This is a genomic window from Enterobacter adelaidei (assembly GCF_041937165.1).
In the GTDB taxonomy this organism is placed as follows: Bacteria; Pseudomonadota; Gammaproteobacteria; order Enterobacterales; family Enterobacteriaceae; genus Enterobacter; species Enterobacter adelaidei.
The window spans coordinates 1,356,469-1,381,429 of record NZ_CP154353.1 but is presented as its reverse complement, the minus strand read 5'-3'; the positions used below and the strand labels follow the sequence as shown (position 1 = coordinate 1,381,429).

At 51.9% G+C, this 24,961-nt stretch carries 25 protein-coding genes; 15 read left to right on the top strand and 10 right to left on the bottom strand.

Annotation, left to right across the window (positions count from 1 at the left end; all coding sequences use genetic code 11):
• Positions 1-42: 42 nt before the first annotated feature.
• On the bottom strand, positions 43-1,638 hold the full coding sequence (locus AAHF05_RS06690; protein ID WP_129323513.1) for an ABC-F family ATPase: 1,596 nt from the start codon (positions 1,636-1,638) through the stop codon (positions 43-45).
• 222 nt (positions 1,639-1,860) lie between these two features.
• Here AAHF05_RS06690 and ldtB point away from each other — a divergent pair, with 222 nt between their 5' ends.
• Entirely contained in the window at positions 1,861-2,781 is a 921-nt protein-coding gene (gene ldtB, locus AAHF05_RS06685; RefSeq protein ID WP_129323514.1) for a L,D-transpeptidase, read from the top strand.
• A gap of 243 nt (positions 2,782-3,024) precedes the next feature.
• Positions 3,025-3,834 (top strand): glycosyltransferase, encoded by an 810-nt coding sequence (locus AAHF05_RS06680; RefSeq protein WP_028019355.1) that lies wholly within the window; start codon positions 3,025-3,027, stop codon positions 3,832-3,834.
• 8 nt (positions 3,835-3,842) lie between these two features.
• On the opposite strand, the gene AAHF05_RS06675 is transcribed toward AAHF05_RS06680, so the two are convergent.
• The 6 genes from AAHF05_RS06675 to mntR all read right to left on the bottom strand — a co-directional run bounded on the left by AAHF05_RS06675 (position 3,843) and on the right by mntR (position 10,183).
• Positions 3,843-4,559: a GntR family transcriptional regulator gene (locus tag AAHF05_RS06675; RefSeq protein WP_028019356.1), complete on the bottom strand. Its 717-nt coding sequence runs from the start codon at positions 4,557-4,559 to the stop codon at positions 3,843-3,845.
• Between the two features lie 15 nt (positions 4,560-4,574).
• A complete protein-coding gene (locus tag AAHF05_RS06670; protein ID WP_129323515.1) occupies positions 4,575-5,897 on the bottom strand; it encodes a PTS sugar transporter subunit IIC in 1,323 nt (440 codons plus the stop codon).
• A 51-nt stretch (positions 5,898-5,948) separates the two neighbouring features.
• Positions 5,949-7,325: a glycoside hydrolase family 1 protein gene (locus AAHF05_RS06665; protein ID WP_129323516.1), complete on the bottom strand. Its 1,377-nt coding sequence runs from the start codon at positions 7,323-7,325 to the stop codon at positions 5,949-5,951.
• 145 nt (positions 7,326-7,470) lie between these two features.
• A complete protein-coding gene (locus AAHF05_RS06660) occupies positions 7,471-8,511 on the bottom strand; it encodes an aldo/keto reductase (protein WP_028019359.1) in 1,041 nt (346 codons plus the stop codon).
• A 101-nt stretch (positions 8,512-8,612) separates the two neighbouring features.
• Positions 8,613-9,713 carry an anion transporter gene (locus tag AAHF05_RS06655; RefSeq protein ID WP_129323517.1) on the bottom strand — a complete coding sequence of 367 codons (1,101 nt, stop codon included), beginning with the start codon at positions 9,711-9,713 and terminating at the stop codon, positions 8,613-8,615.
• On the bottom strand, positions 9,710-10,183 hold the full coding sequence (gene mntR, locus AAHF05_RS06650) for a manganese-binding transcriptional regulator MntR (protein ID WP_028019361.1): 474 nt from the start codon (positions 10,181-10,183) through the stop codon (positions 9,710-9,712). The genes AAHF05_RS06655 and mntR overlap by 4 nt, the downstream gene beginning before the upstream one ends.
• 183 nt (positions 10,184-10,366) lie before the next feature.
• On the opposite strand from mntR, the gene mntS reads away from it, so the two are divergent.
• The gene (gene mntS, locus AAHF05_RS06645; protein WP_032667017.1) at positions 10,367-10,495 is read left to right on the top strand and encodes a manganase accumulation protein MntS; all 129 of its coding nucleotides are present in this window, start codon (positions 10,367-10,369) and stop codon (positions 10,493-10,495) included.
• A 283-nt stretch (positions 10,496-10,778) separates the two neighbouring features.
• Positions 10,779-12,362: a phosphoethanolamine transferase gene (locus AAHF05_RS06640; RefSeq protein ID WP_129323518.1), complete on the top strand. Its 1,584-nt coding sequence runs from the start codon at positions 10,779-10,781 to the stop codon at positions 12,360-12,362.
• Between the two features lie 106 nt (positions 12,363-12,468).
• Here the strand turns inward: AAHF05_RS06640 and ompX are convergent, their stop codons facing one another.
• Positions 12,469-12,987 carry an outer membrane protein OmpX gene (ompX, locus tag AAHF05_RS06635; RefSeq protein ID WP_028019363.1) on the bottom strand — a complete coding sequence of 173 codons (519 nt, stop codon included), beginning with the start codon at positions 12,985-12,987 and terminating at the stop codon, positions 12,469-12,471.
• A 354-nt stretch (positions 12,988-13,341) separates the two neighbouring features.
• On the opposite strand from ompX, the gene rhtA reads away from it, so the two are divergent.
• The 6 genes from rhtA (at position 13,342) to ybiO (ending at position 19,940) form a co-directional block, all read left to right on the top strand.
• Complete coding sequence (gene rhtA, locus AAHF05_RS06630; RefSeq protein ID WP_128347857.1) at positions 13,342-14,229, top strand: threonine/homoserine exporter RhtA; 888 nt, start codon at positions 13,342-13,344, stop codon at positions 14,227-14,229.
• A 299-nt stretch (positions 14,230-14,528) separates the two neighbouring features.
• Entirely contained in the window at positions 14,529-15,032 is a 504-nt protein-coding gene (gene dps / locus AAHF05_RS06625) for a DNA starvation/stationary phase protection protein Dps (protein ID WP_129323519.1), read from the top strand.
• Positions 15,033-15,394: 362 nt separating this feature from the next.
• The gene (gene glnH, locus AAHF05_RS06620; RefSeq protein ID WP_023310880.1) at positions 15,395-16,138 is read left to right on the top strand and encodes a glutamine ABC transporter substrate-binding protein GlnH; all 744 of its coding nucleotides are present in this window, start codon (positions 15,395-15,397) and stop codon (positions 16,136-16,138) included.
• A gap of 84 nt (positions 16,139-16,222) precedes the next feature.
• A complete protein-coding gene (gene glnP / locus AAHF05_RS06615; protein WP_003858462.1) occupies positions 16,223-16,882 on the top strand; it encodes a glutamine ABC transporter permease GlnP in 660 nt (219 codons plus the stop codon).
• Positions 16,879-17,601, top strand: a complete 723-nt coding sequence (gene glnQ / locus AAHF05_RS06610) for a glutamine ABC transporter ATP-binding protein GlnQ (RefSeq protein ID WP_129323520.1) — start codon at positions 16,879-16,881, stop codon at positions 17,599-17,601. The genes glnP and glnQ overlap by 4 nt, the downstream gene beginning before the upstream one ends.
• A gap of 125 nt (positions 17,602-17,726) precedes the next feature.
• Positions 17,727-19,940, top strand: coding sequence for a mechanosensitive channel protein (gene ybiO / locus AAHF05_RS06605; protein WP_129323521.1), 2,214 nt, complete (start codon positions 17,727-17,729; stop codon positions 19,938-19,940).
• Between the two features lie 47 nt (positions 19,941-19,987).
• Here the strand turns inward: ybiO and rlmF are convergent, their stop codons facing one another.
• Complete coding sequence (gene rlmF, locus AAHF05_RS06600; protein WP_164989091.1) at positions 19,988-20,899, bottom strand: 23S rRNA (adenine(1618)-N(6))-methyltransferase RlmF; 912 nt, start codon at positions 20,897-20,899, stop codon at positions 19,988-19,990.
• Positions 20,900-21,143: 244 nt separating this feature from the next.
• Here rlmF and AAHF05_RS06595 point away from each other — a divergent pair, with 244 nt between their 5' ends.
• The 3 genes from AAHF05_RS06595 (at position 21,144) to ybiJ (ending at position 22,346) form a co-directional block, all read left to right on the top strand.
• Complete coding sequence (locus tag AAHF05_RS06595; RefSeq protein WP_129323523.1) at positions 21,144-21,410, top strand: YdgH/BhsA/McbA-like domain containing protein; 267 nt, start codon at positions 21,144-21,146, stop codon at positions 21,408-21,410.
• Between the two features lie 123 nt (positions 21,411-21,533).
• Positions 21,534-21,800: a DksA/TraR family C4-type zinc finger protein gene (locus tag AAHF05_RS06590; RefSeq protein WP_028019368.1), complete on the top strand. Its 267-nt coding sequence runs from the start codon at positions 21,534-21,536 to the stop codon at positions 21,798-21,800.
• A gap of 285 nt (positions 21,801-22,085) precedes the next feature.
• Positions 22,086-22,346, top strand: a complete 261-nt coding sequence (gene ybiJ, locus AAHF05_RS06585; RefSeq protein WP_028019369.1) for a DUF1471 family protein YbiJ — start codon at positions 22,086-22,088, stop codon at positions 22,344-22,346.
• 113 nt (positions 22,347-22,459) lie between these two features.
• Here the strand turns inward: ybiJ and ybiB are convergent, their stop codons facing one another.
• Positions 22,460-23,422, bottom strand: coding sequence for a DNA-binding protein YbiB (gene ybiB / locus AAHF05_RS06580; RefSeq protein WP_129323524.1), 963 nt, complete (start codon positions 23,420-23,422; stop codon positions 22,460-22,462).
• 256 nt (positions 23,423-23,678) lie between these two features.
• On the opposite strand from ybiB, the gene AAHF05_RS06575 reads away from it, so the two are divergent.
• Together AAHF05_RS06575 and AAHF05_RS06570 are read left to right on the top strand one after the other, a co-directional pair.
• Positions 23,679-24,215: a fimbrial protein gene (locus AAHF05_RS06575; protein WP_049008658.1), complete on the top strand. Its 537-nt coding sequence runs from the start codon at positions 23,679-23,681 to the stop codon at positions 24,213-24,215.
• Between the two features lie 68 nt (positions 24,216-24,283).
• Complete coding sequence (locus tag AAHF05_RS06570) at positions 24,284-24,958, top strand: molecular chaperone (protein WP_129323525.1); 675 nt, start codon at positions 24,284-24,286, stop codon at positions 24,956-24,958.
• Positions 24,959-24,961 lie beyond the last annotated feature (3 nt).

Here is a 24,961-nt window from a genome sequence, read left to right as displayed (position 1 = left end):
CTGACTCGTAGGCCCGGTAAGCGTAGCGCCACCGGGCTTTTTTTAGTTCTCGATACCTTTACTGCGCAGGTAATCTTCGTAATTACCGGTGAAGTCCACCACGCGCTCTGGCGTAATTTCGATCACGCGGGTCGCCAGCGAGCTGACGAATTCACGGTCGTGAGAGACGAAGATCAGGGTGCCCTGGTACATCTCCAGCGCCATGTTCAGCGATTCAATCGATTCCATATCCAGGTGGTTAGTCGGTTCGTCCATCACCAGGATATTTGGCTTTTCCATCATCAGCTTGCCAAACAGCATACGCCCTTTCTCACCACCGGAGAGCACTTTGGCTGGTTTTTTGATGTCGTCCTGGCTGAACAGCAGACGCCCCAGAATACTGCGTACAGCCTGCTCGTCGTCGCCTTCCTGCTTCCACTGGCTCATCCAGTCAAAGACGGTCAGGTCGTTTTCGAACTCGTATTCGTGATCCTGCGCGTAATAACCAATCTGCGCATTTTCAGACCACTTCACGGTGCCATTGTCCGGCTGCAGTTCGCCGACCAGGGTTTTGAGCATGGTGGATTTACCCACGCCGTTGGCACCGAGGATGGCAATTTTCTCACCCACTTCCAGCAGTAAATTGAAGTTTTTGAACAGCGGACCTTCATCGAAACCTTTGGTAAGGGCTTCCACTTCCAGCGCGTTACGGAACAGTTTCTTATCCTGCTCGAAACGAATGAACGGGTTCTGACGGCTGGACGCTTTGACTTCTTCCAGCTTGATTTTATCGATCTGGCGCGCACGCGAGGTCGCCTGACGGGATTTAGAGGCGTTAGCGCTAAAGCGGCTGACGAAGGACTGCAGGTCAGCAATTTGCGCTTTCTTCTTGGCGTTATCGGCCAGCAGACGTTCACGCGCCTGGGTTGCAGCCGTCATGTATTCATCGTAGTTGCCCGGATAAACGCGCAGCTCGCCGTAATCCAGATCCGCCATGTGCGTACACACCATATTCAGGAAGTGACGGTCGTGCGAAATGATGATCATGGTGCTGTCGCGATCGTTCAGCGTCTGCTCAAGCCAGCGGATGGTATCGATGTCCAGGTTGTTCGTCGGTTCATCGAGCAACAGGATGTCCGGGTTGGAGAACAGGGCCTGCGCCAGCAGCACACGCAGTTTCCAGCCTGGCGCGACTTCGCTCATCGGGCCGTAGTGTTGTTCTACCGGAATGCCAACGCCCAGCAGCAGTTCACCTGCACGCGCTTCCGCAGAATAACCGTCCATCTCACCGTGTTGCGTTTCCAGTTCGGCCACTTTATAGCCGTCTTCTTCGCTCATCTCGGCCAGCGCGTAAATACGATCGCGCTCTTGTTTTACTTCCCACAGCTCCGCGTGTCCCATGATCACCGTGTCGAGCACGGTGAATTCTTCGAAGGCGAACTGATCCTGACGCAGCTTACCGATACGCTCGTTGGGATCGAGCGATACGTTGCCGAGCGTCGGCTCCAGGTCACCGCCGAGGATCTTCATAAAGGTGGATTTACCGCTACCGTTGGCACCAATCAGGCCGTAACGGTTGCCGCCGCCAAATTTGACGGAAATGTTTTCGAACAGCGGCTTACTGCCAAACTGCATAGTGACGTTGCTGGTAACTAACACGGGGAGATTCCTGCGAAAAGTGTGATAAACACGGCATTATGCCACAATTCCGAATTGAGATCCCGCGTTGCAACCATCCACTAAACTTTAACAAAATCGAAAAAAATGTGATTTCGTACACATCTGAATTCCCAGTGAGCGGGAATGCACATATAATGCGCTCCCATCACAGATTCAGACTTATCAACTCATCGCCAGAATGGCTTAGATACCTCGCACAACATGAACATGAAATTAACAGCGCTTTTTGCGGCGGCGTTAGCCGTAGTAGGTTTTTGTAAGACCGCGTCTGCGGTGACGTATCCCCTGCCAACAGACGGTAGCCGTCTGGTAGGCCAGAACCAGGTGGTGACGGTACCAGAAGGTAACTCTCAGCCACTGGAGTATTTCGCTGCACAGTACCAGCTGGGCCTGTCTAACATGCTGGAAGCGAACCCGGGCGTTGACCCGTATCTGCCGAAAGCGGGTACCGTGCTGAATATTCCACAGCAGCTGATCCTGCCGGATACCGTTCACGAAGGTATCGTCATTAACAGCGCGGAAATGCGTCTGTATTACTACCCGAAAGGCACCAACACCGTTATTGTGCTGCCAATCGGTATCGGCCAGTTGGGCAAAGACACGCCAATGAACTGGACGACCAAAGTTGAGCGTAAGAAAGCAGGCCCAACCTGGACGCCGACGGCCAAAATGCACGCGGAATACATCGCTGCGGGCGAACCGCTGCCAGCCGTTGTACCGGCAGGCCCGGATAACCCGATGGGTCTATACGCGCTGTACATTGGCCGTCTGTATGCGATCCACGGTACCAACGCTAACTTCGGTATTGGCCTGCGCGTTAGCCACGGTTGTGTGCGCCTGCGTAACGAAGACATCAAATTCTTGTTCGAAAACGTACCTGTCGGCACGCGAGTGCAGTTCATCAACGAACCGGTGAAAGCCACGTCTGAGCCTGATGGCAGCCGTTACATTGAAGTGCACAACCCGCTGTCCACCAGCGAAGATCAGATCAACAATAACGAAATCGTCCCTGTTACGCTGAACAGCGCAGTGCAGTCAGTGACCTCTCAACCGGACGTAGAGACAACGATTGTTGACCAGGCCGTGCAGAACCGCTCCGGTATGCCGGTGCGTTTGAACTAATCAACCTGCTCCACATAAGTCTCTTAAAAAGACCCCGAATTATCGGGGTCTTTTTGCTTTCCAAAACCTAACACTCTCATCATGTCTTAATAGCAATTTTGCCATAAGTCCCATTCTTGCCATTTTCTGCTAACCCGGCGGGGTTACATCCGCCCCTCTAAATGTTATGATGCGCGTACTTGTAAAATCAGTTTAATCTGTATTTATCAGGTTTTTTTTATTTCCTGGAGCCCGCTCAGTTTGATGATCAGTATTAACTTAACAACGACAAAATCGCGTCTTTATCTCTGTTCGCAAACAGTGTGGTCACTGGCGAACCAGAGTAAAAAGGTCGATCAAATTGTTGTGTGGGTCTCCAGTACACCTTATCTCAGTGACGAAGGCATCACTGAAGAGCCTGAATGGGCGCAGAAAATTCGCCAGACGGGCACCAATCTGGTCTTTAAATGGGTTAAAAATACCGGACCATATCGGAAATTGTTTCCGGCACTACAAGCAGCAACGGAAGACGATATTCTGATTTATGCTGACGATGACGCTATCTACAACGAAATTTGGGCGGAAACACTGCTGGATGATTTTTACCGCCACAATCAGGAATTTGTGGTGGCTGCGCGTGTGCGAGAAACGGTAAAAAAGAAGAAAGATCTTCTTGATACCTATCGTAATTTCCCGCTTATCACGGTCCCAAAAGTCGTTGAACAGAACTATATCATTACAGGTCTCGGTGGCGTTGTACTCAAGAAGAGAATGATCCCGGAATATTTCCATTATAACGAGGACTTCATTAAGGTTTGTCCTCGAGCGGATGATATTTGGATCAGCAAACTGATTCAGCTAACCAAAACACCTGTCTATGTTTCTGCGCAAAGTATTCGTTTTGTTCATGAGATAATCCATGACTACGGATTATCACGTGACAATACCAGCAAAATAAAACGTTCCTGGCTTCAAAAAGTCCGTTTTACATTTAAGCCAGGTCAAATCCAGCATCTGTGCCAGAACGATCTTTATATACAAGACACCGACAGCTATTTCGAATCGTGCGCCTGACAGAGTAGCTAGCCGTTATTGACGATCACAATCCCGCCGTGATCGTAACGATAGTGACAGTGGGCATACTCCAGTGGTGTGCCATCTTCCAGATAAATAACCTGCTCCACTTCCAGTACGGGATCGGTCTGCTCGCAGACAAGATGTTGTCTGTCCAGCGTATTGGGTTTTAACGCCCGTACAATCCGGTACGACCCCATAATTTTCAGCCCCAGCGTCTCCTGGACGTACTGAAATACCGAGCCCTCGAGATGGCTTTTCGTCAGGCCGGGGACCAGGTTCATTGGCATCACAGTTGAATCAAGCGACATGGGTTCACCGTTGAGCAAACGTAAACGAATAAAGTCATAGACAGGCGCATCAGCGTTAATCATCAGCGATGCCTGCTCTTTCTCGTTCGGGAAACGCAGCTCAAAGTGCACCACCTGGCTGGTCACCGTTCCCAAATGTTCCCACGTTTTAGTCGCCCCAAAGTAGTCACTGCCGGAGAGATCCCACTGTGAAAGCTGGAGGAAATTTTTGCGGATGAATGTCCCCTGCCCCTGGCGGGTATAAACCAGTCCTTCCACAATCAGCTGCCGCATTGCCTGCTGGATGGTCATCCGGCTGGAGTTGAACTCCGCCGCCAGCGCAAACTGATCTGGCAGCGGTTCATTGGCGGCATACTGCTGACTGATAATGCGTTTCTTAATTTCCCGCGCTATGGTGATGTACTTCGCCGCCATCGTCCTTCCTTTCTGCTAGTTTTCTATCCCGCTGTTTTTCAACGCCACTCTCTCGGCAATTTTGAGGAAAGGCAGGTAGAAGAATACACCAAAAACAATGATTGCCAACTGCACCACAACCGCTCGCCAGTCTCCTGCTGTCGCCAGCCAGGCACTCAGGATGGGTGGCGTTGTCCAGGGAATCATCACTACACAACGCGACATTAATCCCAGCGTGGTACAGAGCCAGGCAAAGTAGATGCCAATGGCAGGCAAAAGTACAAAGGGGATCATCAACGGCAGGTTAAACACTATCGGCAAGCCAAAAATGACCGGCTCGTTGATGTTAAACAGGCCTGGGGCCAGCGACAGGCGCGCCACCTGTTTCGCCGATTTTTGGCGCGAGAAGATAAAAATAGCTATCAACAGGGAAATGGTGCTGCCCGTGCCACCCACCATGCCAAACGTCGGCACGAAGATGTTATTGATGATGTGTGGGATTGGCTGACCGTTAGCAAAGGCCAGCATGTTCTCATTGGTGTTGATCAGCAGGAACGGCTCCAGCACCACGCTATTGACCACCGACTGATGAATACCGAGCGTAAACAGGAAATTACCAAAACTGTAGATAAAGATCGTGCCCGGCAGACTGGTGTTGATGAGTCGAAGTGGCTGCTGAATAAAGGTAGTGATCAGGTGGATCAAATCCGTATGCAGCACGCTTGCCAGCAGAGCCGCCAGTACCGCAAACAGAGAGAGCGTGAGAATAGTTGGGATCAGCGCGGTAAACGATCTACTCACCGCAGGTGGCACATTCTCTCCGAGCGAAATATGCAGTGCTTTCAGGCGCGAAATAGCAATAAACAACTCCGTTGAAAGCAAACCAATCAACACCCCGGCGAAAATCCCGGTGGAGCCGATATTGGCAAACGTCAGCACCTGGGTGACGTTCACCGTGGTATCGCTGCCGACGGGCGTGAGCTGTAAGCGCATCGGCATCATGATGATAAAACTGCTGACGGCGATAACCACTGCCGAGACCGGATTGTCGAAATCTTTGTTGCGCGCCAGCGACCAGGCAATCATTGGAGCCAATAGCAGCGCAGCGATATTCAGCGTGCCGTTGATTATCGCCCCCCCCCACAGCTTACATTGTGCCAGCGTGTCGCCTTCAAAGATCCACGGAAAGACCACGTTATTCACCAGCACCGCCAGACCCGCGAGGATGAAAATTGGCATTACCGTGGCGAAAGCATCGCGCAGGGAACGCAGGTGCACCTGGTTTGCCAGACGCGCCGAGAACTCTACAAATTTATCGACAAAGGACTGCATATGCGGTGTTATTTTTGTTTCAGACATAGCGGATATTTCCCATCAATCAGTCACAAAAACGGCCCGGCAGCGTACAACTTACATCTCGCGTCCGTTGGTATGAATAACCTGTTTTAACCACGCGTAACTTTTCTTCGGCACACGTTTCAGGTCTTTCAGGTCATGGTTTTCACGGTTGACGTAAACCACACCGTAGCGTTTACGCATGTCCCCCTGAGAGCTGAGAATGTCGATGAGGCCCCAGCCGAGATAGCCGATCACTTCCGCCCCGTCCTCGAACATCGCCTCCTTCATGGCCTCGATATGCGCCCGGTGGTAGTCGATACGGTAGGTGTCATCAATCGGGTTCACGCCGTCCCAGGACTCAATCACCCCAATGCCGTTCTCGATCGGGAACACCGGCAGGCGCCAGTCGTTGGCGTAGCGGGTGATGATGGTGCGGAAGCCCAGCGGATCGATCTGCCAGTTCCACTCGGTGGCCTTCAGGTACGGGTTGTTTTTCTCGCCGTGCAGCAGGTAATAGTTCACCGGTGTGCCTTCGGGGATTGCATCACTGTCCAGGGTTTTGCTGGCGTAATAGCTGAACGCCATGAAGTCGTTTTTAGTGCGCGCCAGAAGCTGGAGATCGTCGGCACGGTAGATGTCACTAAAGCCTTCCTGCTCCACCACTGCCAACACCGCCGGGCTGTAGCCCTGACCGGCAAACACTCGCAGCAGGTTTTGGTTGAGGAATTCATCGTATTGTTGTGCACAGAATATATCGCGCGGTTTGCAGGTGGCCGGATAGATCAGCTGATGCGCCAGCATGCCGCCCATCAATTGTCCCGGTTTGGTCTGGTGCAGATACTCGGTCAACGCCATGTGCGCCACCATCGTATGGTGCTGTAGTTCGTACAGCTCGCGCAGGGTTTTCTCGCCTTTCATATAGCCGGAAATCCGGAAGGCTTCCGGCATATGGAAGATGTTCTGCTCGTTGAAGGTCAGCCAGTACTTCACGCGGTCCCCGAAGCAGTCGATCATCTTTTTGCCGTAGCGGATAAAGGCGTCCATCACGCGGCGGTCGTTGAAGCCGTTGTACTCCTGCGCCAGCGCGAGCGGCATATCGAAATGGTACAGGCAGATCATCGGCTCGATGCCGCGGGCGATCAGATCGTCAATAAAGCGGTCGTAAAAAGCGATGCCTTCGTCGTTGAACGGGCCGTCACCCTGCGGACAGACGCGGCTCCACGAGATCTGGAAGCGGTAGCAGTTCATGCCCAGATCCTGCATCAGGTCGAAATCTTCCCGGTAGCGGTGGTAGGAGTCGGTCGCCACTTTCCAGTCGGAGACGTTCTCCCCGGCTTCGCGAATGTCGTACACCGACATCCCTTTCCCGCCCTCGTTCCAGGCTCCTTCCGTCTGCATGCTGGACACCGAGTTGCCCCATAAAAAGTTGGCCGGCAGCTGATTGTTCATGTTCCCTCCCTATATGACTAGTCATTTAAAATATTATGACTAGTCATATAGGCGAAGATGAAAGGACGATCAAAGAGGAGGATCGTTTTTTGTGAGCAATGCGGGAAAAAACCCGGTGAGCGGGCTGCCACCGGGATAAGAAAGGTTACTGTTGCATTAACTGATTGCGGCGATATTCCCCCTGCCGCTCCAGCATCCAGCCAGGATATTCGCGTGGCAACGCGCTTACGGCATCGAGCTGTTTTAGCTCTGGTTCGCTCAGGCTGATCCCGGTCGCGGCAATATTATCGTCCAGTTGCTCAACACGTTTGGCACCAATTATCACGCTGGTCACGGCTTTTTGATGCAGCAGCCACGCCAGCGCGATTTGCGCGACGGAGACGCCCTTGCTTTCGGCGATAGTGCGCATCACGTCCACGCAGTCGAAGGCGCGCTCTTTATTCACCGGCGGGAAGTCGAACTCCAGACGACGACCACCCGCTTCGCTCTGCCCGTCGCGGCCATATTTTCCACTCAGTAGGCCGCCAGCCAGCGGGCTCCAGACCATCAGCCCGACCCCTTCGCTCTGCATCATCGGTACCAGCTCACGTTCAAGATCGCGTCCGGCAATGGTGTAATACGCCTGCAGTGACGCGAAACGCGCCAGCCCAAGACGTTCAGACATACCGAGCGCTTTGGTAATTTGCCACGCCGCCCAGTTCGAGACGCCGATATAACGTACATGGCCTTGCTGCACCAGATTATCCAGCGCATAGAGCGTCTCTTCGATGGGTGTTGCAGGGTCGAAACCGTGTAGCTGATAGAGATCGATATGATCGAGCTGGAGGCGGCGCAGGCTCTCTTTTACGCTGCTGATGATATGATAGCGGGAACTGCCGCGTGAGTTCACCCCTGCCGTGCCCGTTTCACCGAACACTTTGGTGGCAACCACCACGTTCTCGCGCGGTACTTTCAGGTTTTTCAGCGCCTGACCGGTGATCTCCTCCGAGCGTCCTTCAGAGTAAACGTCTGCGGTGTCGATAAAGTTGATCCCGGCATCCAGCGCGCGGCCTACAAGCTGCTCGGCGTCGCGTTGCTGCAGTTGACCAATCTTGCCCCACATACCCCCTTCTCCACCGAAGGTCATGGTGCCGAGGCACAGTTCGGAAACAAACAGACCGGTATTGCCCAGTTTTTGATAACGCATACGACACACCTCTCAATGTTCATTCAATGGCGACCAGAGAGTTATACCTCTCTGGTTCTCATTGCGAATGTGTCGTTTCTGTCTATTTCTTGCCCATTTCTCTAAAGCAGTAAAAAGCCTGCCAGTGCCGCCCAAATCAACATTGGGATCGACCAGACATGGAAGCGCCACCAGATACGGCGATCGTTAGCCATACGCAAGGCAATCAAATTGGCCAGCGAACCGGGCAGGAGCCCAAATCCGCCGATGTTAACTGCCCAGGCCAGGAGCGTGTCAGGTGGCACATAGTTGAGCAGCAGGATGGTAGCAGGCACATTACTGATAAACTGAGACAGGCCAATCGCCGTCAGCCACAATCCAGGCTGGGAAAGCGTGCTGACACTGTGAAGAACGTTTTGCAGTACCGGAAGCTGGATAAGGAGATGCACATCAATAAACATCGCCATGAAGACCAGCAGCAACGTCCAGTCCACGCTCACCAAAACGCGCCGCGCCAGGACGACAAACCCCGCGGCCACGAGCAGGACGCCCACCAGCTCATATTTCAGCTCCAGCGCGAACAGAAAGACGATATACAGTCCCAGGCAGCTCCAGACCAGACGAGGCTGCCACTGCGGGCCCGTGGTTCCGCTGTGGTATTGCAGTTTTTTATCAGGAAAAGCAAACCAGCAAACCGCCAGTAGCGACAGCATCATCGCCAGCGCCAGTGGGGTCATCTGCCAGGTAAAGGCGGCGAACGACAGACCGGAACGTCCCCAGAGAAGGATATTTTGTGGGTTACCAATGGGGGTCAAAAGAGAACCGGCATTCACGGCCAGCGCTTCAAAGATGATCAACCTGCTTACCGGGATCTCACAAAGCTTTCGCAGCGTGAGCGTGAGGGGCACGATGATAAACAGTGCTACGTCGTTGGTCAAAAAGGTCGACAGCACCGCGGCGGAGAAGACCATAAACAGTGACAACTTACGCTCGGTAGCAAAGCGGCGCACCATTTTGCGTCCCAGTACGTCAAAATAGCCGCTCAGCTCAACACCTTTGGTGAGCATCATTAAACCGCTCAAGGTAATGATGGTTCGCCAGTCAATCGCCGCAGGCCAGGCATGTGGCGCAAAAGGGACAAAGAGACTTAACCCTGCGCCAACAATTAATAAGAGATGAAAGAAACGGTCGCGTGCCAGGGCCTGTAATCCAGGAATGTTCATTCAGCTGAGGAACCATATTTAAGAGTAAATTCACGGAACTTAACCAGCGTCTCTTCGCTAACGTGGTGTTCCATTCCTTCCGCATCCCGGCGGGCGATCTCCGGGCTAACGCCCAGCACCAGTAAAAAGTTCTCAACGAGCTGGTGACGCTCGCGGCTCTCCTGCGCAAGCTTCTCCCCCTCCGGCGTCAGAAAAACACCGCGCCAGGGAATCATTTCAATGAGCCCCACAGAAGCCAGTCGCTTTAACATTTTAGCAACGGTAGGTTGCGAAACCCCCAGTCTGGCAGCCATATCAACCTGACGCGCTTCCCCGACCTCACGGATCAGATCGGAAATCAGCTCCACATAATCATCAATCAGTTCACGCCGGTGCGCTTCACGTACCTGGCGGAACCCTTCAACGTGCTCTTCAACATTCACCAGTTGCGTCGTTTTTCTCATCGTTGGCTTACCTGCGCGACGGTTCATTGTACTTCCTCAGTGGGGTGACGCTTCCAGCGCCCGGTATCGAGAGCGCACATTGTAAACCATCACTCTGTAAGCACAAAAAATTAACGAAATAGCCATAGCTATACAATATAGCCTGTGCTATATCTGTATGTAATGCAGTCACCCTTCACGGATCGAAGGGATCTAAAATCAGGAGGTCTTATGAACGAATTCAAGAGGTGTATGACCGTGTTTACTCACTCCCCCTTCAAAGTGCGCTTAATGCTGTTGAACATGCTGTGCGATATGTTTAACAACAAGCCGCAACAGGACGACAAACCTTCTCACTAAGCGGCGTTGCGGTACGCCGCTTCATTTTTCCGTCACAATCCCCCTGTACAATGGCGTTTAGCCGCCTTATTCCCGATCTTTTTTACGGATTTGCAATCCCCTTCGCAAAACATCTGCTTAGCAACTGTTGATATTATTTACTACTCGCACTATCTTCTTGCAGCCCTGCACAATTTGCGGCTCGCTGAAGCGGACCCTCATTCCCTCTCCACGCACTGTCAGGCAGGTTATGACCCTTGACGCCAGGGTGAGCACATGGCGTTTTTATCCATGATAGTGACCTATGAATTTAACCCTGATAGATACCGTTGTTACCCGCAGTCGGGCCTTAAGCCCGTGGACGGGGTTTTACTTTTTGCAGTCATTGCTGATTAACTTTGCGCTTGGCTATCCCTTTAGTCTGCTCTATGCGGTCGCTTTCACCTGCATTTTGCATTTGCTGTGGCGAGCCGCACCGCGCGCGCAAAAAACGGTAATCGGGATCTGTTCCCTGGTCGCTGCGTTCTATTTCCCGTTTGGTCAGGCTTACGGCTCACCAAACTTTAACACCCTGCTGGCACTGCACTCGACCAACATGGAAGAGTCGACGGAGATCCTGACGATCTTCCCGTGGTACAGCTATGTGGTAGGGCTTTTTATCTTCGCGTTGGGCGTTATCGCCATCCGCCGTCAGTCGGGCGAAAAAAAATCCTGGGGTAAGATCGAAATACTCTGTCTGGTGTTCAGCATTGCCGTGGCGTTTGTTGCCCCCATCCAGAATATTCCCTGGGACGGTAAGCTAAGGCTCATCAATATCGGCTATCCGGTTTTCCGCTTCGTGAAAGACGTCGTTGTAAATAATAAAGAGGTTCTCGACGAGCAGGCCCGCATGGCTGAACTCTCCAATATGAAAGACACCTGGAACGTGCTGGCCGTTAAGCCGAAATATCACACCTATGTGGTGGTGATTGGCGAAAGTGCACGTCGGGATGCCATGGGGGCGTTTGGAGGACACTGGGATAACACGCCGTTTGCCAGTTCAGTTAATGGCACGCTGTTTACCGATTATGTCGCGGCCAGCGGTTCAACGCAGAAATCGCTCGGCCTGACGCTCAACCGTGTGGTTGATGGCAAGCCACAATATCAGGATAACTTTGTCACCCTGGCAAACCGCGCGGGTTTTCAGACATGGTGGTTCTCCAATCAGGGGCAAATTGGTGAATACGATACGGCCATCGCCAGTATCGCTAAGCGTGCTGATGAAGTGCAGTTCCTGAAAAGCGGCGACTTTGAAGCCGACAAAAATACGAAAGACGAAGCGCTGCTGAAAATGACGTCGCAGGTCTTTGCCACCCCGCGTACTCAGCCTCAGTTGATTGTCCTGCACCTGATGGGATCGCATCCTCAGGCCTGCGATCGCACTGGAGGGAAGTACGCCGAGTTCGTGCAGTCCAAAGAGACCTCTTGTTATCTCTATACCATGACGCAAACCGACGACTTGCTCAGCAAGCTGTATGAGCAGTTACGCAATACGGGTGACAGTTTCTCGCTGGTCTATTTCTCAGATCACGGGCTGGCGTTTAAAGAACGTGGAAAAGAGGTGCAGTATCTGGCGCACGATGACAAGTTCCAGCAGAACTTCCAGGTACCCTTTATGGTGCTGTCGAGTGACGATAAAACGCATCGCGTCATTAAAGCCCGACGTTCGGCTAATGATTTTCTGCAGTTCTTCTCGCAGTGGACGGGGATCTCTGCTGAGCAGATAAAAACGGGGTACCCCTTTGTCTCAGGTAAGAAGGCCCCCCCAGTTTACGTTACCAACTTCAAGTTACAGAAAGTTGACTACAACCATCTGGGTACGGATATCTTCGATATTAAGAGTAAGTAAGCTGAGCGGTAATGCCCTCATCCTGACCCTCTTCCACAAGAAGTGGGAACGAAGATAAAAAAAATCCGCCACATTGGGCGGATTTTTTATTAGCTCACCGGAGTGATTAGAAGCGGTAACCTACGCCCGCGATCCAGGTGCCAACGTCAACGTTGCGGATACGGCTCTGCTCATAAGAGAAGTCCAGAGCAACGTCCTGGATTGGGTTGAACTGCAGGCCTGCGCCATAGGAGAAGCCGTAGTCGCTGTTGCTTGCAGTGCGGTTCGCACCCTGGTTTTCGGTCTGCTGGAATTTACCGTAGCCAACACCTACAACACCGTAGATGCTTGCCCAGTCGTTCAGACGGTAAGCTGGACCAGCAGTGATGCCGTAGTACTGGCTTTTATTGTACGCGCCGTTGTCAGAACGATCTTTCTCGGTGTAGGTGAAAGAACCGATCACGCCCAGTGGGTTGTTGTCCTGCTCGTAGCGGTACTTCAGGTTGAAACCGTTAGCTTTGTTCATCACGCCCTGATAGTCGCTCTGAGCGTAACCACCGGTAACGGTAGAAGTCGCAGCTACAGCGGTACCTGCGGAAACAGCCAGTACAGCGGCCAGTGCTGAAAGACATGCAATTTTTTTCATAACCACCTCAAATGTGCTTCAAGTAAGTCCGTAAGTTTTAAATATATCAAAAAAATTTGCGAAACTCTTTGTGATTCGTGATGTCTAAAGGTTCCTTTCCTGTAACAGAACGTTTCCAGCTTCAGCTATCTCTTTCAAATCACATGTAATTTTCACTACAAAACGCCCATAGTGCGCGCCTGTGCTGTTACATTCATCCAGATTATTCCTAATCTGACAGGCGATAAATCCAACAACGCTTAACCATTTTACGGATTTCACATGGTTTTTTTTCAACGGCGTCTCAACCGTTGCAGCATAATTCCTTTACACTGCAACCTTTACTTCATTTGACATAAGCTGACAGGAGAAAGGATGCCTGGGTTATCCCGCACATCGTCGGTCTGGTTGCCGGTAGCAGTCATACTCATCGCAATGTTGTCCATTCAAAGTGGTGCCTCGCTGGCAAAATCTCTTTTTCCGCTGGTTGGTGCTCCTGGGGTCACTGCCCTGCGCATCGTGTTGGGAACGGCGATACTGGTGGTTATTTTCAAACCCTGGCGTTTACGCTTCAAAAAAGAGCAGCGTTTACCCTTGCTGTTTTATGGGCTTTCCCTGGGAGCGATGAACTACCTGTTCTATCTCTCCATCCAGACGATCCCGCTGGGGATTGCCGTTGCGCTGGAATTTACCGGCCCGCTGGCCGTGGCGCTCTTCTCCTCGCGTCGCCCTGTTGATTTTATCTGGGTCGTATTAGCCGTTCTGGGGCTATGGTTCTTGCTGCCGTTGGGTCAGAATGTTTCTGAGATTGATCTGACAGGTGCGGCGCTGGCCTTAGGCGCCGGTGCCTGCTGGGCTATCTATATACTCACCGGTCAGCGCGCTGGGGAAGAGCATGGTCCGGCGACCGTCGCATTGGGTTCATTGATTGCAGCCATCGTGTTTGTGCCCATCGGTATGGCCCAGGCAACGGAATCTATCTGGCAATGGTCAGTCATGCCGATTGGTCTGGCGGTCGCTATTCTCTCGACCGCTCTCCCCTATTCCCTGGAAATGATCGCCCTTACGCGCCTGCCGACGCGTATTTTCGGCACCCTGATGAGTATGGAGCCTGCGCTTGCCGCAATCTCCGGGATGGTGTTTCTTGGCGAAACCCTGACATTGACCCAGACGCTGGCGCTCTGCTCGATTATAGCGGCCTCAATGGGTTCGACGCTGACCATGCGTTCTGAACCTAAAGTTGAAAAGGTCGATATCAACTAAGGCCATATATTCTGCATGGCTTCCGCGCCATGCAGAATAAAGCTCAACCCGCCAGGCTTTATAATTTCATTCACGGTTTGTCATATTATAGAAATATCTTTCCATACTCTTCCATCCCAGTCACAATTAAGATCAATCTGCATTGAATAGAAAATTTCTATTTAATTTCAATACATTAAATACTCAACCTTCTTCTTGCTATTAAACTGATAGGTATAGCCAAACCGCAGACAAAAAAACCGGTGCTATACTTAGTTCCGTAATTACCTGGGACATAAACATCAAGAGGATATGAGATTATGAGTACCGCTAAACTGGTGAAAACGAAAGCGTCTAATCTGCTTTATACCCGTAACGATGTATCGGATAGCGACAAAAAAGCGACCATTGAGTTGTTGAATCGCCAGGTGATCCAGTTCATCGATCTTTCGCTGATCACCAAACAGGCCCACTGGAATATGCGCGGTGCAAACTTTATTGCCGTTCATGAAATGCTGGATGGCTTCCGCACAGCTCTGGTTACCCACCTTGACACGATGGCGGAACGTGCGGTTCAGCTAGGCGGCGTGGCGCTGGGCACCACGCAGGTGATCAACAGTAAAACCCCGCTGAGAAGTTATCCGCTGGATATCCATACCGTTCAGGATCACCTGAAAGAGCTGGCAGACCGCTACGCGATAGTCGCAAACGATGTACGTAAAGCGATTGGCGAAGCAAAAGACGAAGATACCGCGGACATTTTCACCGCCGCGTCGCGCGATTTGGATCAGTTCCTGTGGTTCATCGAATCTAACATCGAGTAATTCATACGAATTTTCTATCCAACCCTCGCCCTTCGGTGAGGGTTTTGCACATCTATGGTGCACGTTTTTTGCCTGAGTTCGTGCAAAAGTGAAGAAATTGTAATAATCACCTCACACAACCGTTAACGGAAGATTGTTTTTTCGTCAGAATTTACGCTAAATATCTCCCCGTCAGTTGAGCCAAACGAGACGCACCAAAACGGTGCTTCACTTTGGTGCAATAAGCCATCATTGCCCCATTTATTGTGCAATGCATGACATCATCCCCTTTGCAAAACAATAGCTTGTAAAGTTGGCACGATTTTTTCATTGTGCCACCTGTTCTCGCAGGGGATCGCCCCGTGGATATAAAAGGAAATGCTATGAAGTCTGTATTAAAAGTTTCACTGGCTGCACTTACCCTGGCTTTTGCGGTGTCCTCTCAGGCTGCCGACAAACTGGTTGTGGCGACCGACACGGCGTTCGTTCCGTTTGAATTCAAACAGGGTGATAAATACGTTGGTTTTGATGTGGATCTGTGGGCCGCTGTCGCAAAAGAACTCAAACTGGATTACACCCTGAAGCCAATGGACTTCAGCGGCATCATCCCGGCACTGCAAACCAAAAACGTTGATCTGGCGCTGGCAGGCATCACCATTACCGATGAACGTAAAAAAGCGATCGACTTCTCTGACGGCTACTACAAAAGCGGCCTGCTGGTGATGGTCAAAGCTGACAATAACGACGTAAAAAGCGTGAAAGATCTTGACGGTAAAGTGGTGGCAGTGAAGAGCGGCACCGGTTCTGTTGATTACGCAAAAGCAAATATTAAAACCAAAGACCTGCGTCAGTTCCCGAACATCGACAACGCATACATGGAACTCGGCACCAACCGTGCTGACGCAGTTCTGCATGATACGCCAAACATCCTTTACTTCATCAAAACAGCGGGCAACGGCAAGTTCAAAGCTGTCGGTGAATCACTGGAAGCGCAGCAGTACGGTATCGCGTTCCCTAAAGGCAGCGATGACCTGCGTACAAAAGTCAACGGCGCGCTGAAAACGCTGAAAGAGAACGGCACCTACAACGAAATCTACAAAAAATGGTTCGGTACTGAGCCTAAATAATAATACGTAACAATGACGTTCACTCGGGGGCGACCTTTCGCCCCTGATATTTTTGAAACACGGTAACAGTAACAGGAAAATATCATGCAGTTTGACTGGAGCGCCATCTGGCCTGCCATTCCACTCTTGCTTGAAGGCGCCAAGATGACCCTGTGGATTTCGGTCCTGGGTCTGGTTGGTGGGTTGATTATCGGTCTTGTCGCCGGTTTCGCCCGCACCTACGGTGGCTGGATTGCAAACCACATCGCACTGGTTTTCATCGAAGTGATCCGCGGCACCCCTATTGTCGTGCAGGTCATGTTCATCTACTTCGCCCTGCCAATGGCCTTCACCGACCTGCGTATCGATCCTTTCAGCGCGGCCGTCGTGACCATTATGATCAACTCAGGCGCCTACATTGCGGAAATCACCCGCGGTGCAGTGCTGTCGATTCATAAAGGTTTCAGCGAAGCCGGTCTGGCGTTAGGCCTTTCACGTCGCGAAACGATCCGCCACGTGATTTTGCCTCTGGCACTTCGCCGTATGCTGCCACCACTCGGTAACCAGTGGATCATCAGCATTAAAGATACGTCGCTGTTCATCGTTATCGGCGTAGCTGAGCTGACCCGTCAGGGGCAGGAGATCATTGCTGGCAACTTCCGCGCGCTGGAAATCTGGAGTGCGGTGGCCGTTGTCTACCTGATCATTACTCTGGTTCTGAGCTTTGTTCTGCGTCGTCTTGAAAGAAGGATGAAAATCCTGTGATTGAATTTAAAAACGTTTCCAAGCACTTTGGCCCAACCCAGGTGCTGCACAATATTGATTTGAACATTAAGCAGGGTGAAGTGGTGGTCATTATCGGGCCATCCGGTTCCGGTAAATCGACGCTGCTGCGCTGCATCAACAAGCTGGAAGAGATCACCAGCGGCGATCTGATCGTCGATGGTCTGAAAGTGAATGACCCGAAAGTGGACGACCGCCTGATTCGTCAGGAAGCGGGTATGGTGTTCCAGCAGTTCTACCTGTTCCCGCACCTGACGGCGTTGGAGAACGTGATGTTTGGCCCACTGCGCGTGCGCGGTGCCAACAAAGCGGCGGCGGAAGTACTGGCAAAAGATCTGCTCGCCAAAGTCGGTCTGGCAGAACGTGCGCACCACTACCCTTCCGAACTGTCCGGCGGTCAACAGCAGCGTGTGGCTATCGCCCGCGCGCTGGCTGTCAAACCGAAAATGATGCTGTTTGATGAGCCAACCTCTGCGCTTGACCCGGAACTTCGCCACGAAGTGCTGAAAGTCATGCAGGATCTGGCAGAAGAAGGAATGACGATGGTTATCGTGACCCACGAAATCGGCTTTGCTGAGAAAGTGGCGTCCCGCCTGATCTTTATTGATAAAGGCCGTATCGCGGAAGACGGTAACCCGCAGGAATTGATTGCGAACCCGCCAAGCCAGCGTTTGCAGGAGTTCCTGCAGCACGTCTCCTGATCTCTCGCTTTACACGTAAGCCGGGCATGCCCGGCTTTTTTACGCCAGATTGTTCCCAAAAAAAACCCTCTGCTCTCCGCACTCTATACTTATCATTTTGCACGATATTTTCACCGGAGGGCGCCGTGCCGTGGTTCCTGCTGCTGTTGATAAGCCTGTTTAGTGTGCCATCTCTCGCCGTGGCGATCCCCGGTGTCACTACCGGAACCACTGCTACCCAGCAAAATGCGCCGCCGACGGAACCGGATGTTGAACAAAAAAAAGCGGCTTACAGCGCGCTTGCTGACGTCCTCGAGAACGACACCTCCCGGAAGGAACTCATTAGTCAGTTGCGGAAAGTGGCCGCCACGCCGCCGCAGGCGTCGGTGCCAACCCTCACGCCTCCGCAAGTGGAGGAGCAAAAAACGGTGCTGGAAAACGTCACCGACGTGAGCCGCCACTATGGGGAAGCACTCTCCTCGCGCTTCGCTCAGCTTTACCGCAACCTGATTGGCTCACCGCATAAGCCCTTTAACCCACAAACGTTTACCGCCGCTGCTACACAGTTCCTGATGCTGGCGGGCGCGGTTTTTCTATTTTACTGGCTAGTGCGCCTGTGCGCATGGCCGCTGTACCGCAAAATGGGGCAATGGGGGCGCAGGAAGAATCAGCAGAAAAGCAGCTGGCTGCACCTGCCGTTGATGATAGCCTCAGCGTTTATCATTGATTTACTGCTGCTGGCGTTGACGCTGTTTTTAGGCCAGATGCTGGCCGACAAGCTGAATGCTGGCAACAAAACCATCGCCTTCCAGCAATCACTTTTCTTGAATGCCTTTGCCCTGATCGAGTTTTTTAAAGCGCTGTTGCGGTTACTCTTTTGTCCGCGCGTTCCGGCGTTGCGACCTTTCACCATCGGGGATGTGAGCGCAAAATACTGGGCACTGCGTCTCAGCGTGCTCAGCGGGTTGATTGGCTATGGTCTGCTGGTTGCCGTGCCGATCATCTCCAACCAGGTGAACGTCCAGTTTGGTGCGCTGGCAAACGTGCTGATCATGCTCTGTATTACCATCTGGTCGCTGTACCTTATCTTCCATAACAAAAAGGCCATTACTGAGAGCCTGCTGCACCTGGCCGACCGTTCCCTCTCGTTCTTTAGCCTCTTTATTCGCGCGTTCGCCCTGGTGTGGCACTGGCTGGCAAGCGCTTACTTCATCGTACTGTGCTTCTTCTCGCTGTTCGATCCCGGTAACAGCCTGAAATTTATGATGGGAGCGACGTTCAAAAGTCTGGCCATTATCGGCATCGCGGCATTTGTCTCGGGGTTGTTGTCCCGCTGGATCTCGAAAACCATCACCCTGTCGCCGCAGGTCCAGCGTAGTTACCCGGAACTGCAAAAACGGGTTAACGGCTGGATGTCCGTCTCACTCAAAGTGGCGCGCATTCTCACCGTCTGCGTGGCGGTAATGCTGCTTCTGAATGCATGGAGCCTGTTTGATTTCTGGAACTGGCTGCACAACGGTGCGGGTGAAAAAACGGTCGACATTCTGATTCGCATTGCGCTAATTTTGTTCTTCTCCGCCGTCGGCTGGACGCTGCTGGCGAGTCTTATTGAGAACCGTCTGGTATCGGATATACACGGCAGACCACTGCCCAGCGCGCGAGCAAGGACGCTGTTAACCCTGTTCCGCAACGCGCTGGCGGTGATAATCAGCACCATCACCATCATGATTGTGCTCTCGGAAATCGGCGTGAATATCGCCCCGCTGCTGGCGGGGGCCGGTGCCCTGGGGCTGGCCATCTCCTTCGGTTCGCAAACGCTGGTGAAGGATATTATTACCGGCATCTTTATTCAGTTTGAGAACGGGATGAACACGGGCGATCTGGTGACCATCGGGCCGTTAACCGGCACGGTAGAGCGGATGTCCATTCGCTCTGTCGGCGTGCGTCAGGACACCGGTGCATACCACATCATTCCCTGGTCTTCGATCACCACCTTCGCCAACTTTGTGCGCGGCATTGGTTCCGTCGTGGCGAACTACGATGTGGACCGTCATGAAGATGCAGAAAAAGCTAAACAGGCGCTGCGCGACGCGGTGGAAGAACTGATGCAGATGGAGGATATTCGCGGGCTGGTGATCGGGGAGCCATCATTTGCCGGCATTGTCGGACTGACGAACACGGCATTTACCCTGCGCGTCTCGTTCACCACGCAGCCGCTGAAGCAGTGGACGGTGCGCTTTGCCCTCGACAGCATGGTGAAAAAACATTTTGACCTGGCGAATGTGCGGATGCCTGTACAGACGTATCAGGTACTGCAGCCCCCCGCATCGCCGCTCCCACCGCAGGAGCCGACGCTGTAGCCTGGTTGCCGGGTGGCGGCTTCGCCTGACCCGGACTGCGAGACATATTATTTGCGGCGCTTGTTATCGTCCATGAATGACCAGGCGATAAAGCGGCTCTGTTTCTGACCTTGCGCCATCTCTTTTTTCACCACTTTCACGGCACCCGCTTCGGTCAGGGCGCGGTAGAGTGGCGGCAGGTTATCCCCCCGCGAGACCAACGTCGTGAACCACTTCACCTGGCGGCCAAACTGCTTGCTTTCCTCAATCATGCGCAGGATAAACGCCACTTCGCCACCTTCACACCATAGCTCCTGCTTCTGTCCGCCAAAGTTCAGTGCAGCATCTTCCGCCTGACCCAGATTGCGGCGCTTACGTTCGCTGCCCGCACGCGCCGCTGCCGCTGAATCATGGAACGGTGGGTTGCACATTGTGGCATCGTAGCTTTCGTTTTTGTGAATGATACCGTTGAAGATCGAGGCCGCATCTTTCTGACGACGCAGACGAATGGCGCGGCTTAATCCTGGGTTCGCGCTGATAATCGCCTGGGCGCTGGCAAAGGCCTCGGCACCGATTTCACTCCCAGTAAAACGCCACTGATACTCATGAGCGCCAATCAACGGATAGATCAGGTTTGCCCCGGTACCGATATCCAGGACGGTGGCTTGCTGCGGAACAACACCGCCACGATCGTCTGCAAGAAGGTCGGCAAGGTGGTGAATGTAATCAGCTCGCCCCGGTACAGGTGGGCAGAGAAAGCCTTCCGGAATATCCCAGTGCGCCACACCGTAAAAATGCGCCAGCAGGGCTTTATTCAGCATTTTAACTGCCTGGGGGTCAGCAAAGTTCACCGAAGGCTCGCCCGCAGGCGTCTGGACGATATAGTCCTGCAGTGGAGGGCAGCTCTGGCATAACGCGTTCATATCGTAGCGGCTGCGATGGCGATTTCGTGGGTGCAATCCCGGCTTTTGGGAAGTCATGGCATTCTCCTTTAAACAGCGGCGTAAGATACCCTTTGCAGGCCCAACGGTAAATCTTTCTCTGCGACGCGCAAAAACTTGCCATTTATCAGACACCTTTATATCTATGATCCGTCAGCAAATTGTCAATTTACATCGTTCAAAAAATAAGCAGATCATCATCAAATATTTGCGCTAAGTCACATTCGTCAGGCTTCTAAACTTAAAGTGAAATCACCTGTTGTTTCCTCATGAGGATGTGATTATGAAAAAGTACCTGACCCTTGCTGTAATCGCAGCCGCCCTGGCGACCGCGTCTTTCTCCGCTATGGCCGTTCAGTCACTGACCCAAAGTACCGATACTAGCCAGCTACGTCCTGCGGGCACCGTTTCGGTTAGCCGCGCTAGCAACCTTGACGATCTGCAAAGTAAACTGGCCGAGAAAGCCCGCCAGGAAGGCGCCAAAGGATTTGAGATTAATTCTGCCAGCGGTGATAACCATATGTTTGGCACGGCGACCATTTACAAATAATCCAACGTCCACTCAACACACTGCATCTGCAACACAGGTGCAGTTCCCCTCCCCGACACCTTGACTGTTCATTTTTTAACCCCATATTGAGCGTATCACTTCAAGAGATTCCAGGAGGAGTTCATGGCTTCCGGTTGGGCGAATGACGACGCCGTTAACGAACAGATCAACAGTACGATTGAAGATGCCGTTGCCCGTGCTCGCGGTGAAATTCCGCGCGGCGAAAGTTTATCGGAATGCGAAGAATGCGGAGAACCCATTCCGGAGGCTCGACGTAAAGCCATTCCAGGCGTGCGGTTATGCATAACCTGCCAGCAGGATAAAGATTCAAAAATGTCATTAAATTCGGGATATAATCGCAGAGGTTCGAAAGACAGCCAGTTACGTTGACTCTCCTTTACGTAAGCTAACCACCCAAACGCATTCCTTTACTCTCACGATTTTTAGTGAAACGCGTAGCAAAATGTGCCCTTCTCAACGCTTCTGTAAAGCGCTTCAACAAGAAGTGTAAAGTGGCACTTTGAATTTATTAATATTCAATAAGTTATTTGTCATTCAATTTTTTTGAGCAACCACGTCAATTCTCTTCGATTTTATCCTCCACAAAAAAGCGTGATACTTATCACATCGACGGAACATCGTCCCATTAACAGAATAACCTGCGAGAGTTTAACTATGAAAACCATCAAATATGCTGTTGCTGCTGTTGCCCTGTCCGCTCTGTCTTTTGGCGCATTTGCTGCAGAGCCTGTCTCTTCTACTCAGGCCCAGGGCATGAATAAAATCGGTGTGGTAAGTGCAGAAGGCGCGACCACGCTGGACGGTCTGGAAGCCAAACTGGCTGAGAAAGCCGCAGCTGCCGGTGCAAGCGGGTACACCATTACCTCCGCTAACACCAACAATAAGCTGAGCGGTACTGCGGTTATTTACAAATAATCGAACGAATTATGCTCCACCCTCACCGTACCCTCTGGTGAGATGCTCCACCCCTCATTGACCCTGTTGTTACCCTTGCTTGCCCGTCCGCCACTGGACGGGCTTTTTTTTGCTTAAAACGTCTCTTCAACGCGTTTTAGCCCTGCTTCGATCGTTTCAACTTCCCCGGTAGCCAGCAAACAACAGGCCATCTGGAGCTTGATGGCATGCGGAACGGGCACATTTCCGGCAAGGCACTGCTCAATCCAGTGCGCGGTGGTATGCGGATCTTTTGCTTCAGGCAATATCACGCCGCTATTTTCTTCCCCACGCTCCAGAATGGCGCGCGTACCGACGGAATCAATCAGCACCACCTGAGGGCAGCGCTGCGGGTTAGCATAAACCTCGCCCTCTGTGCCATGCATCAGCAATGCCCTGCCCCCAATGTCTTCAAAGAATCTACCCACACGCGCAACATATTCCGGGTGAGAAACGCTGGAAAGACGCAGAGCGGCATCTTCACCAAAAGGTGTCGCCAGTTTCGCCAGGGTGTGCGCGCTGTTACGCACCCCCATGCGCCAGCGCATATCAAGCTGCTTTTCCAGCGGTGGGCAAAGTGCACCGACAGGGATGTAAACCGGTTGATGGCCATCCAGTTTCGCCTGTGCCTGGCCAGCATGTCGTGTTGGCGCGATCCCCAGCATCCCGAAAATGGTCTCCGTCAGTACGCGCGTAGGATCTTCGCTCACGCCGTGCACCACCACCGGAAACCCGAGTTTGTGTAATAAGATAGCCAGCAGTGGAGTGAGGTTTGCCTGCTTGCGCGCACCGTTATAGCTCGGGATCACAATCGGCATCGGTTTTGCCACCGGCGGCGTTAAGCGCAGCGTATGCGCCTGCATGGCTTCATAGAAGCCGCGCATCTCCGCTTCACCTTCTCCCTTGATACGCAGCGCAATCAGAATGCCCCCCATCTCCAGGTCAGGAACCTCACCATTGAGCATATGGGTGTAAAGCGCACGAGCGGTTTCATGGTCCAGATCGCGGGCATGATTTTTTCCGCGCCCTACTTCTTTGATAATTTTGCGATAATCCACGACATCTCTCCTGAAAACATCATCTTGTTAACAATATAGCCCTGAAGAACCTACAGACGTTAGTTTTTTTCAACCGGATCAACCTTCTGTTTTTATGATGAAAAGTGAAACTCAAGCACTATTTCAATTATTTGTAATTCCGCCAGAAGATTCTTAATACGTCATTATTTGCTTAAATAGCCAGCGGAAAGTCATTAAGGGTCACTGGTGAAAACGTCCAGGCAGCGTTCTCACCAGAAACATACCAGGATTTGTTATGAACAAGGTTGCTTTAGGTTTATTCATCGCCGCAACAGTGGGATGTTCTGCATCTGCATTAGCGGCAACAAACGGTGAAGGTCAGATAAACTTCACCGGGGAAATAATTGATTCTGCTTGTCAGGTAGTTAATGGGTTAAGTAATCCATTAAATGTTCAGCTAGGTAAAGTGTCTAAAACGGTATTTACCGGTGCGGGCTCTACCAGCACGTTAACGAAGTTCGATATTCAGCTAAAAGATTGTCCGGAAACCGTTACCTCCGCAGCGATTAACTTCGGCGGAACGCCGGATGCGAATAATAACGCCACGCTGGCATTAACACCGGATGTGGATGCTGCAACAGGTGTGGCTATTCAACTGGTTGATGCTTCTGAACAACCCGTGAGTCTGTATACGCCGTCTCAGCAATATCCTTTAGCCTCCGGCACGACGGTCAACGACCTGATATTCGGCGCACGGTATATTCAAACCGGGGCCGCAATTACCGCAGGTCCGGCTAACTCTGTATCGACCTTCACCGTTATCTATAACTGATATTATCCATCCTGAGATATTAACGTTTTTATCGGCGTTAATATCTCTTCTTTTTTTGAGAAATAGTTATGCGCCACGGTTATTTACTGAGCACTCTTTTACTGGCAGCCGCCACTGCGCATGCAGGTGTTATTATTAATGGCACCCGTCTGGTCTACCATGGAGATAAAAAGGAGTCCTCTCTTGGCCTTTCAAACCCAGATACTACGGATTATCTGGTACAGTCCTGGGTCGACTCTGGCGGTAAAAACCTGGCCAAAGCACCCTTTTTGATCACACCCCCGCTTTTTCGTCTTGATGCACAAGAGGATAACGTGCTGCGCGTGGTACGCACCGGTGGAAATTTACCGGAAGATCGTGAATCACTGTACTGGTTAAATATCAAAGCCATTCCCTCCTCAAAACATGTTGAAGGGATGAATACCCTGCAAATTGCCATTAATACGCGCATAAAATTGTTGTATCGCCCTACTTCAGTTAAAGGCAAACCTGAAGATGTCGCAAATAAACTTGAGTGGCATCGTGAAGGCAACGATCTGGTCGTCAATAACCCAACGCCATTCTATATGAATTTCCAGAAGGTGACGCTGAACGGCCATAAAGTGGATAAAGCCACGTGGGCAATTCCTGAAACAGAAACACATTTTGCCTTACCTGGCAACGTGAGCGGTTCCACTGTCTCGTATTCCATTATTACGGATTACGGCAGTATCAGCCAGACATGGTCGAAATCAGTCCACTAATAT

Coding starts and splice junctions, on each gene's coding strand:
- ldtB (WP_129323514.1), top strand. CDS start 1,861: ATGAACATGAAATTAACAGCGCTTTTTGCGGCGGCGTTAGCCGTAGTA.
- AAHF05_RS06680 (WP_028019355.1), top strand. CDS start 3,025: ATGATCAGTATTAACTTAACAACGACAAAATCGCGTCTTTATCTCTGT.
- AAHF05_RS06675 (WP_028019356.1), bottom strand. CDS start 4,559: ATGGCGGCGAAGTACATCACCATAGCGCGGGAAATTAAGAAACGCATT.
- AAHF05_RS06670 (WP_129323515.1), bottom strand. CDS start 5,897: ATGTCTGAAACAAAAATAACACCGCATATGCAGTCCTTTGTCGATAAA.
- AAHF05_RS06665 (WP_129323516.1), bottom strand. CDS start 7,325: ATGAACAATCAGCTGCCGGCCAACTTTTTATGGGGCAACTCGGTGTCC.
- AAHF05_RS06660 (WP_028019359.1), bottom strand. CDS start 8,511: ATGCGTTATCAAAAACTGGGCAATACCGGTCTGTTTGTTTCCGAACTG.
- AAHF05_RS06655 (WP_129323517.1), bottom strand. CDS start 9,713: ATGAACATTCCTGGATTACAGGCCCTGGCACGCGACCGTTTCTTTCAT.
- mntR (WP_028019361.1), bottom strand. CDS start 10,183: ATGAACCGTCGCGCAGGTAAGCCAACGATGAGAAAAACGACGCAACTG.
- mntS (WP_032667017.1), top strand. CDS start 10,367: ATGAACGAATTCAAGAGGTGTATGACCGTGTTTACTCACTCCCCCTTC.
- AAHF05_RS06640 (WP_129323518.1), top strand. CDS start 10,779: ATGAATTTAACCCTGATAGATACCGTTGTTACCCGCAGTCGGGCCTTA.
- ompX (WP_028019363.1), bottom strand. CDS start 12,987: ATGAAAAAAATTGCATGTCTTTCAGCACTGGCCGCTGTACTGGCTGTT.
- rhtA (WP_128347857.1), top strand. CDS start 13,342: ATGCCTGGGTTATCCCGCACATCGTCGGTCTGGTTGCCGGTAGCAGTC.
- dps (WP_129323519.1), top strand. CDS start 14,529: ATGAGTACCGCTAAACTGGTGAAAACGAAAGCGTCTAATCTGCTTTAT.
- glnH (WP_023310880.1), top strand. CDS start 15,395: ATGAAGTCTGTATTAAAAGTTTCACTGGCTGCACTTACCCTGGCTTTT.
- glnP (WP_003858462.1), top strand. CDS start 16,223: ATGCAGTTTGACTGGAGCGCCATCTGGCCTGCCATTCCACTCTTGCTT.
- rlmF (WP_164989091.1), bottom strand. CDS start 20,899: ATGACTTCCCAAAAGCCGGGATTGCACCCACGAAATCGCCATCGCAGC.
- AAHF05_RS06595 (WP_129323523.1), top strand. CDS start 21,144: ATGAAAAAGTACCTGACCCTTGCTGTAATCGCAGCCGCCCTGGCGACC.
- AAHF05_RS06590 (WP_028019368.1), top strand. CDS start 21,534: ATGGCTTCCGGTTGGGCGAATGACGACGCCGTTAACGAACAGATCAAC.
- ybiJ (WP_028019369.1), top strand. CDS start 22,086: ATGAAAACCATCAAATATGCTGTTGCTGCTGTTGCCCTGTCCGCTCTG.
- AAHF05_RS06575 (WP_049008658.1), top strand. CDS start 23,679: ATGAACAAGGTTGCTTTAGGTTTATTCATCGCCGCAACAGTGGGATGT.
- AAHF05_RS06570 (WP_129323525.1), top strand. CDS start 24,284: ATGCGCCACGGTTATTTACTGAGCACTCTTTTACTGGCAGCCGCCACT.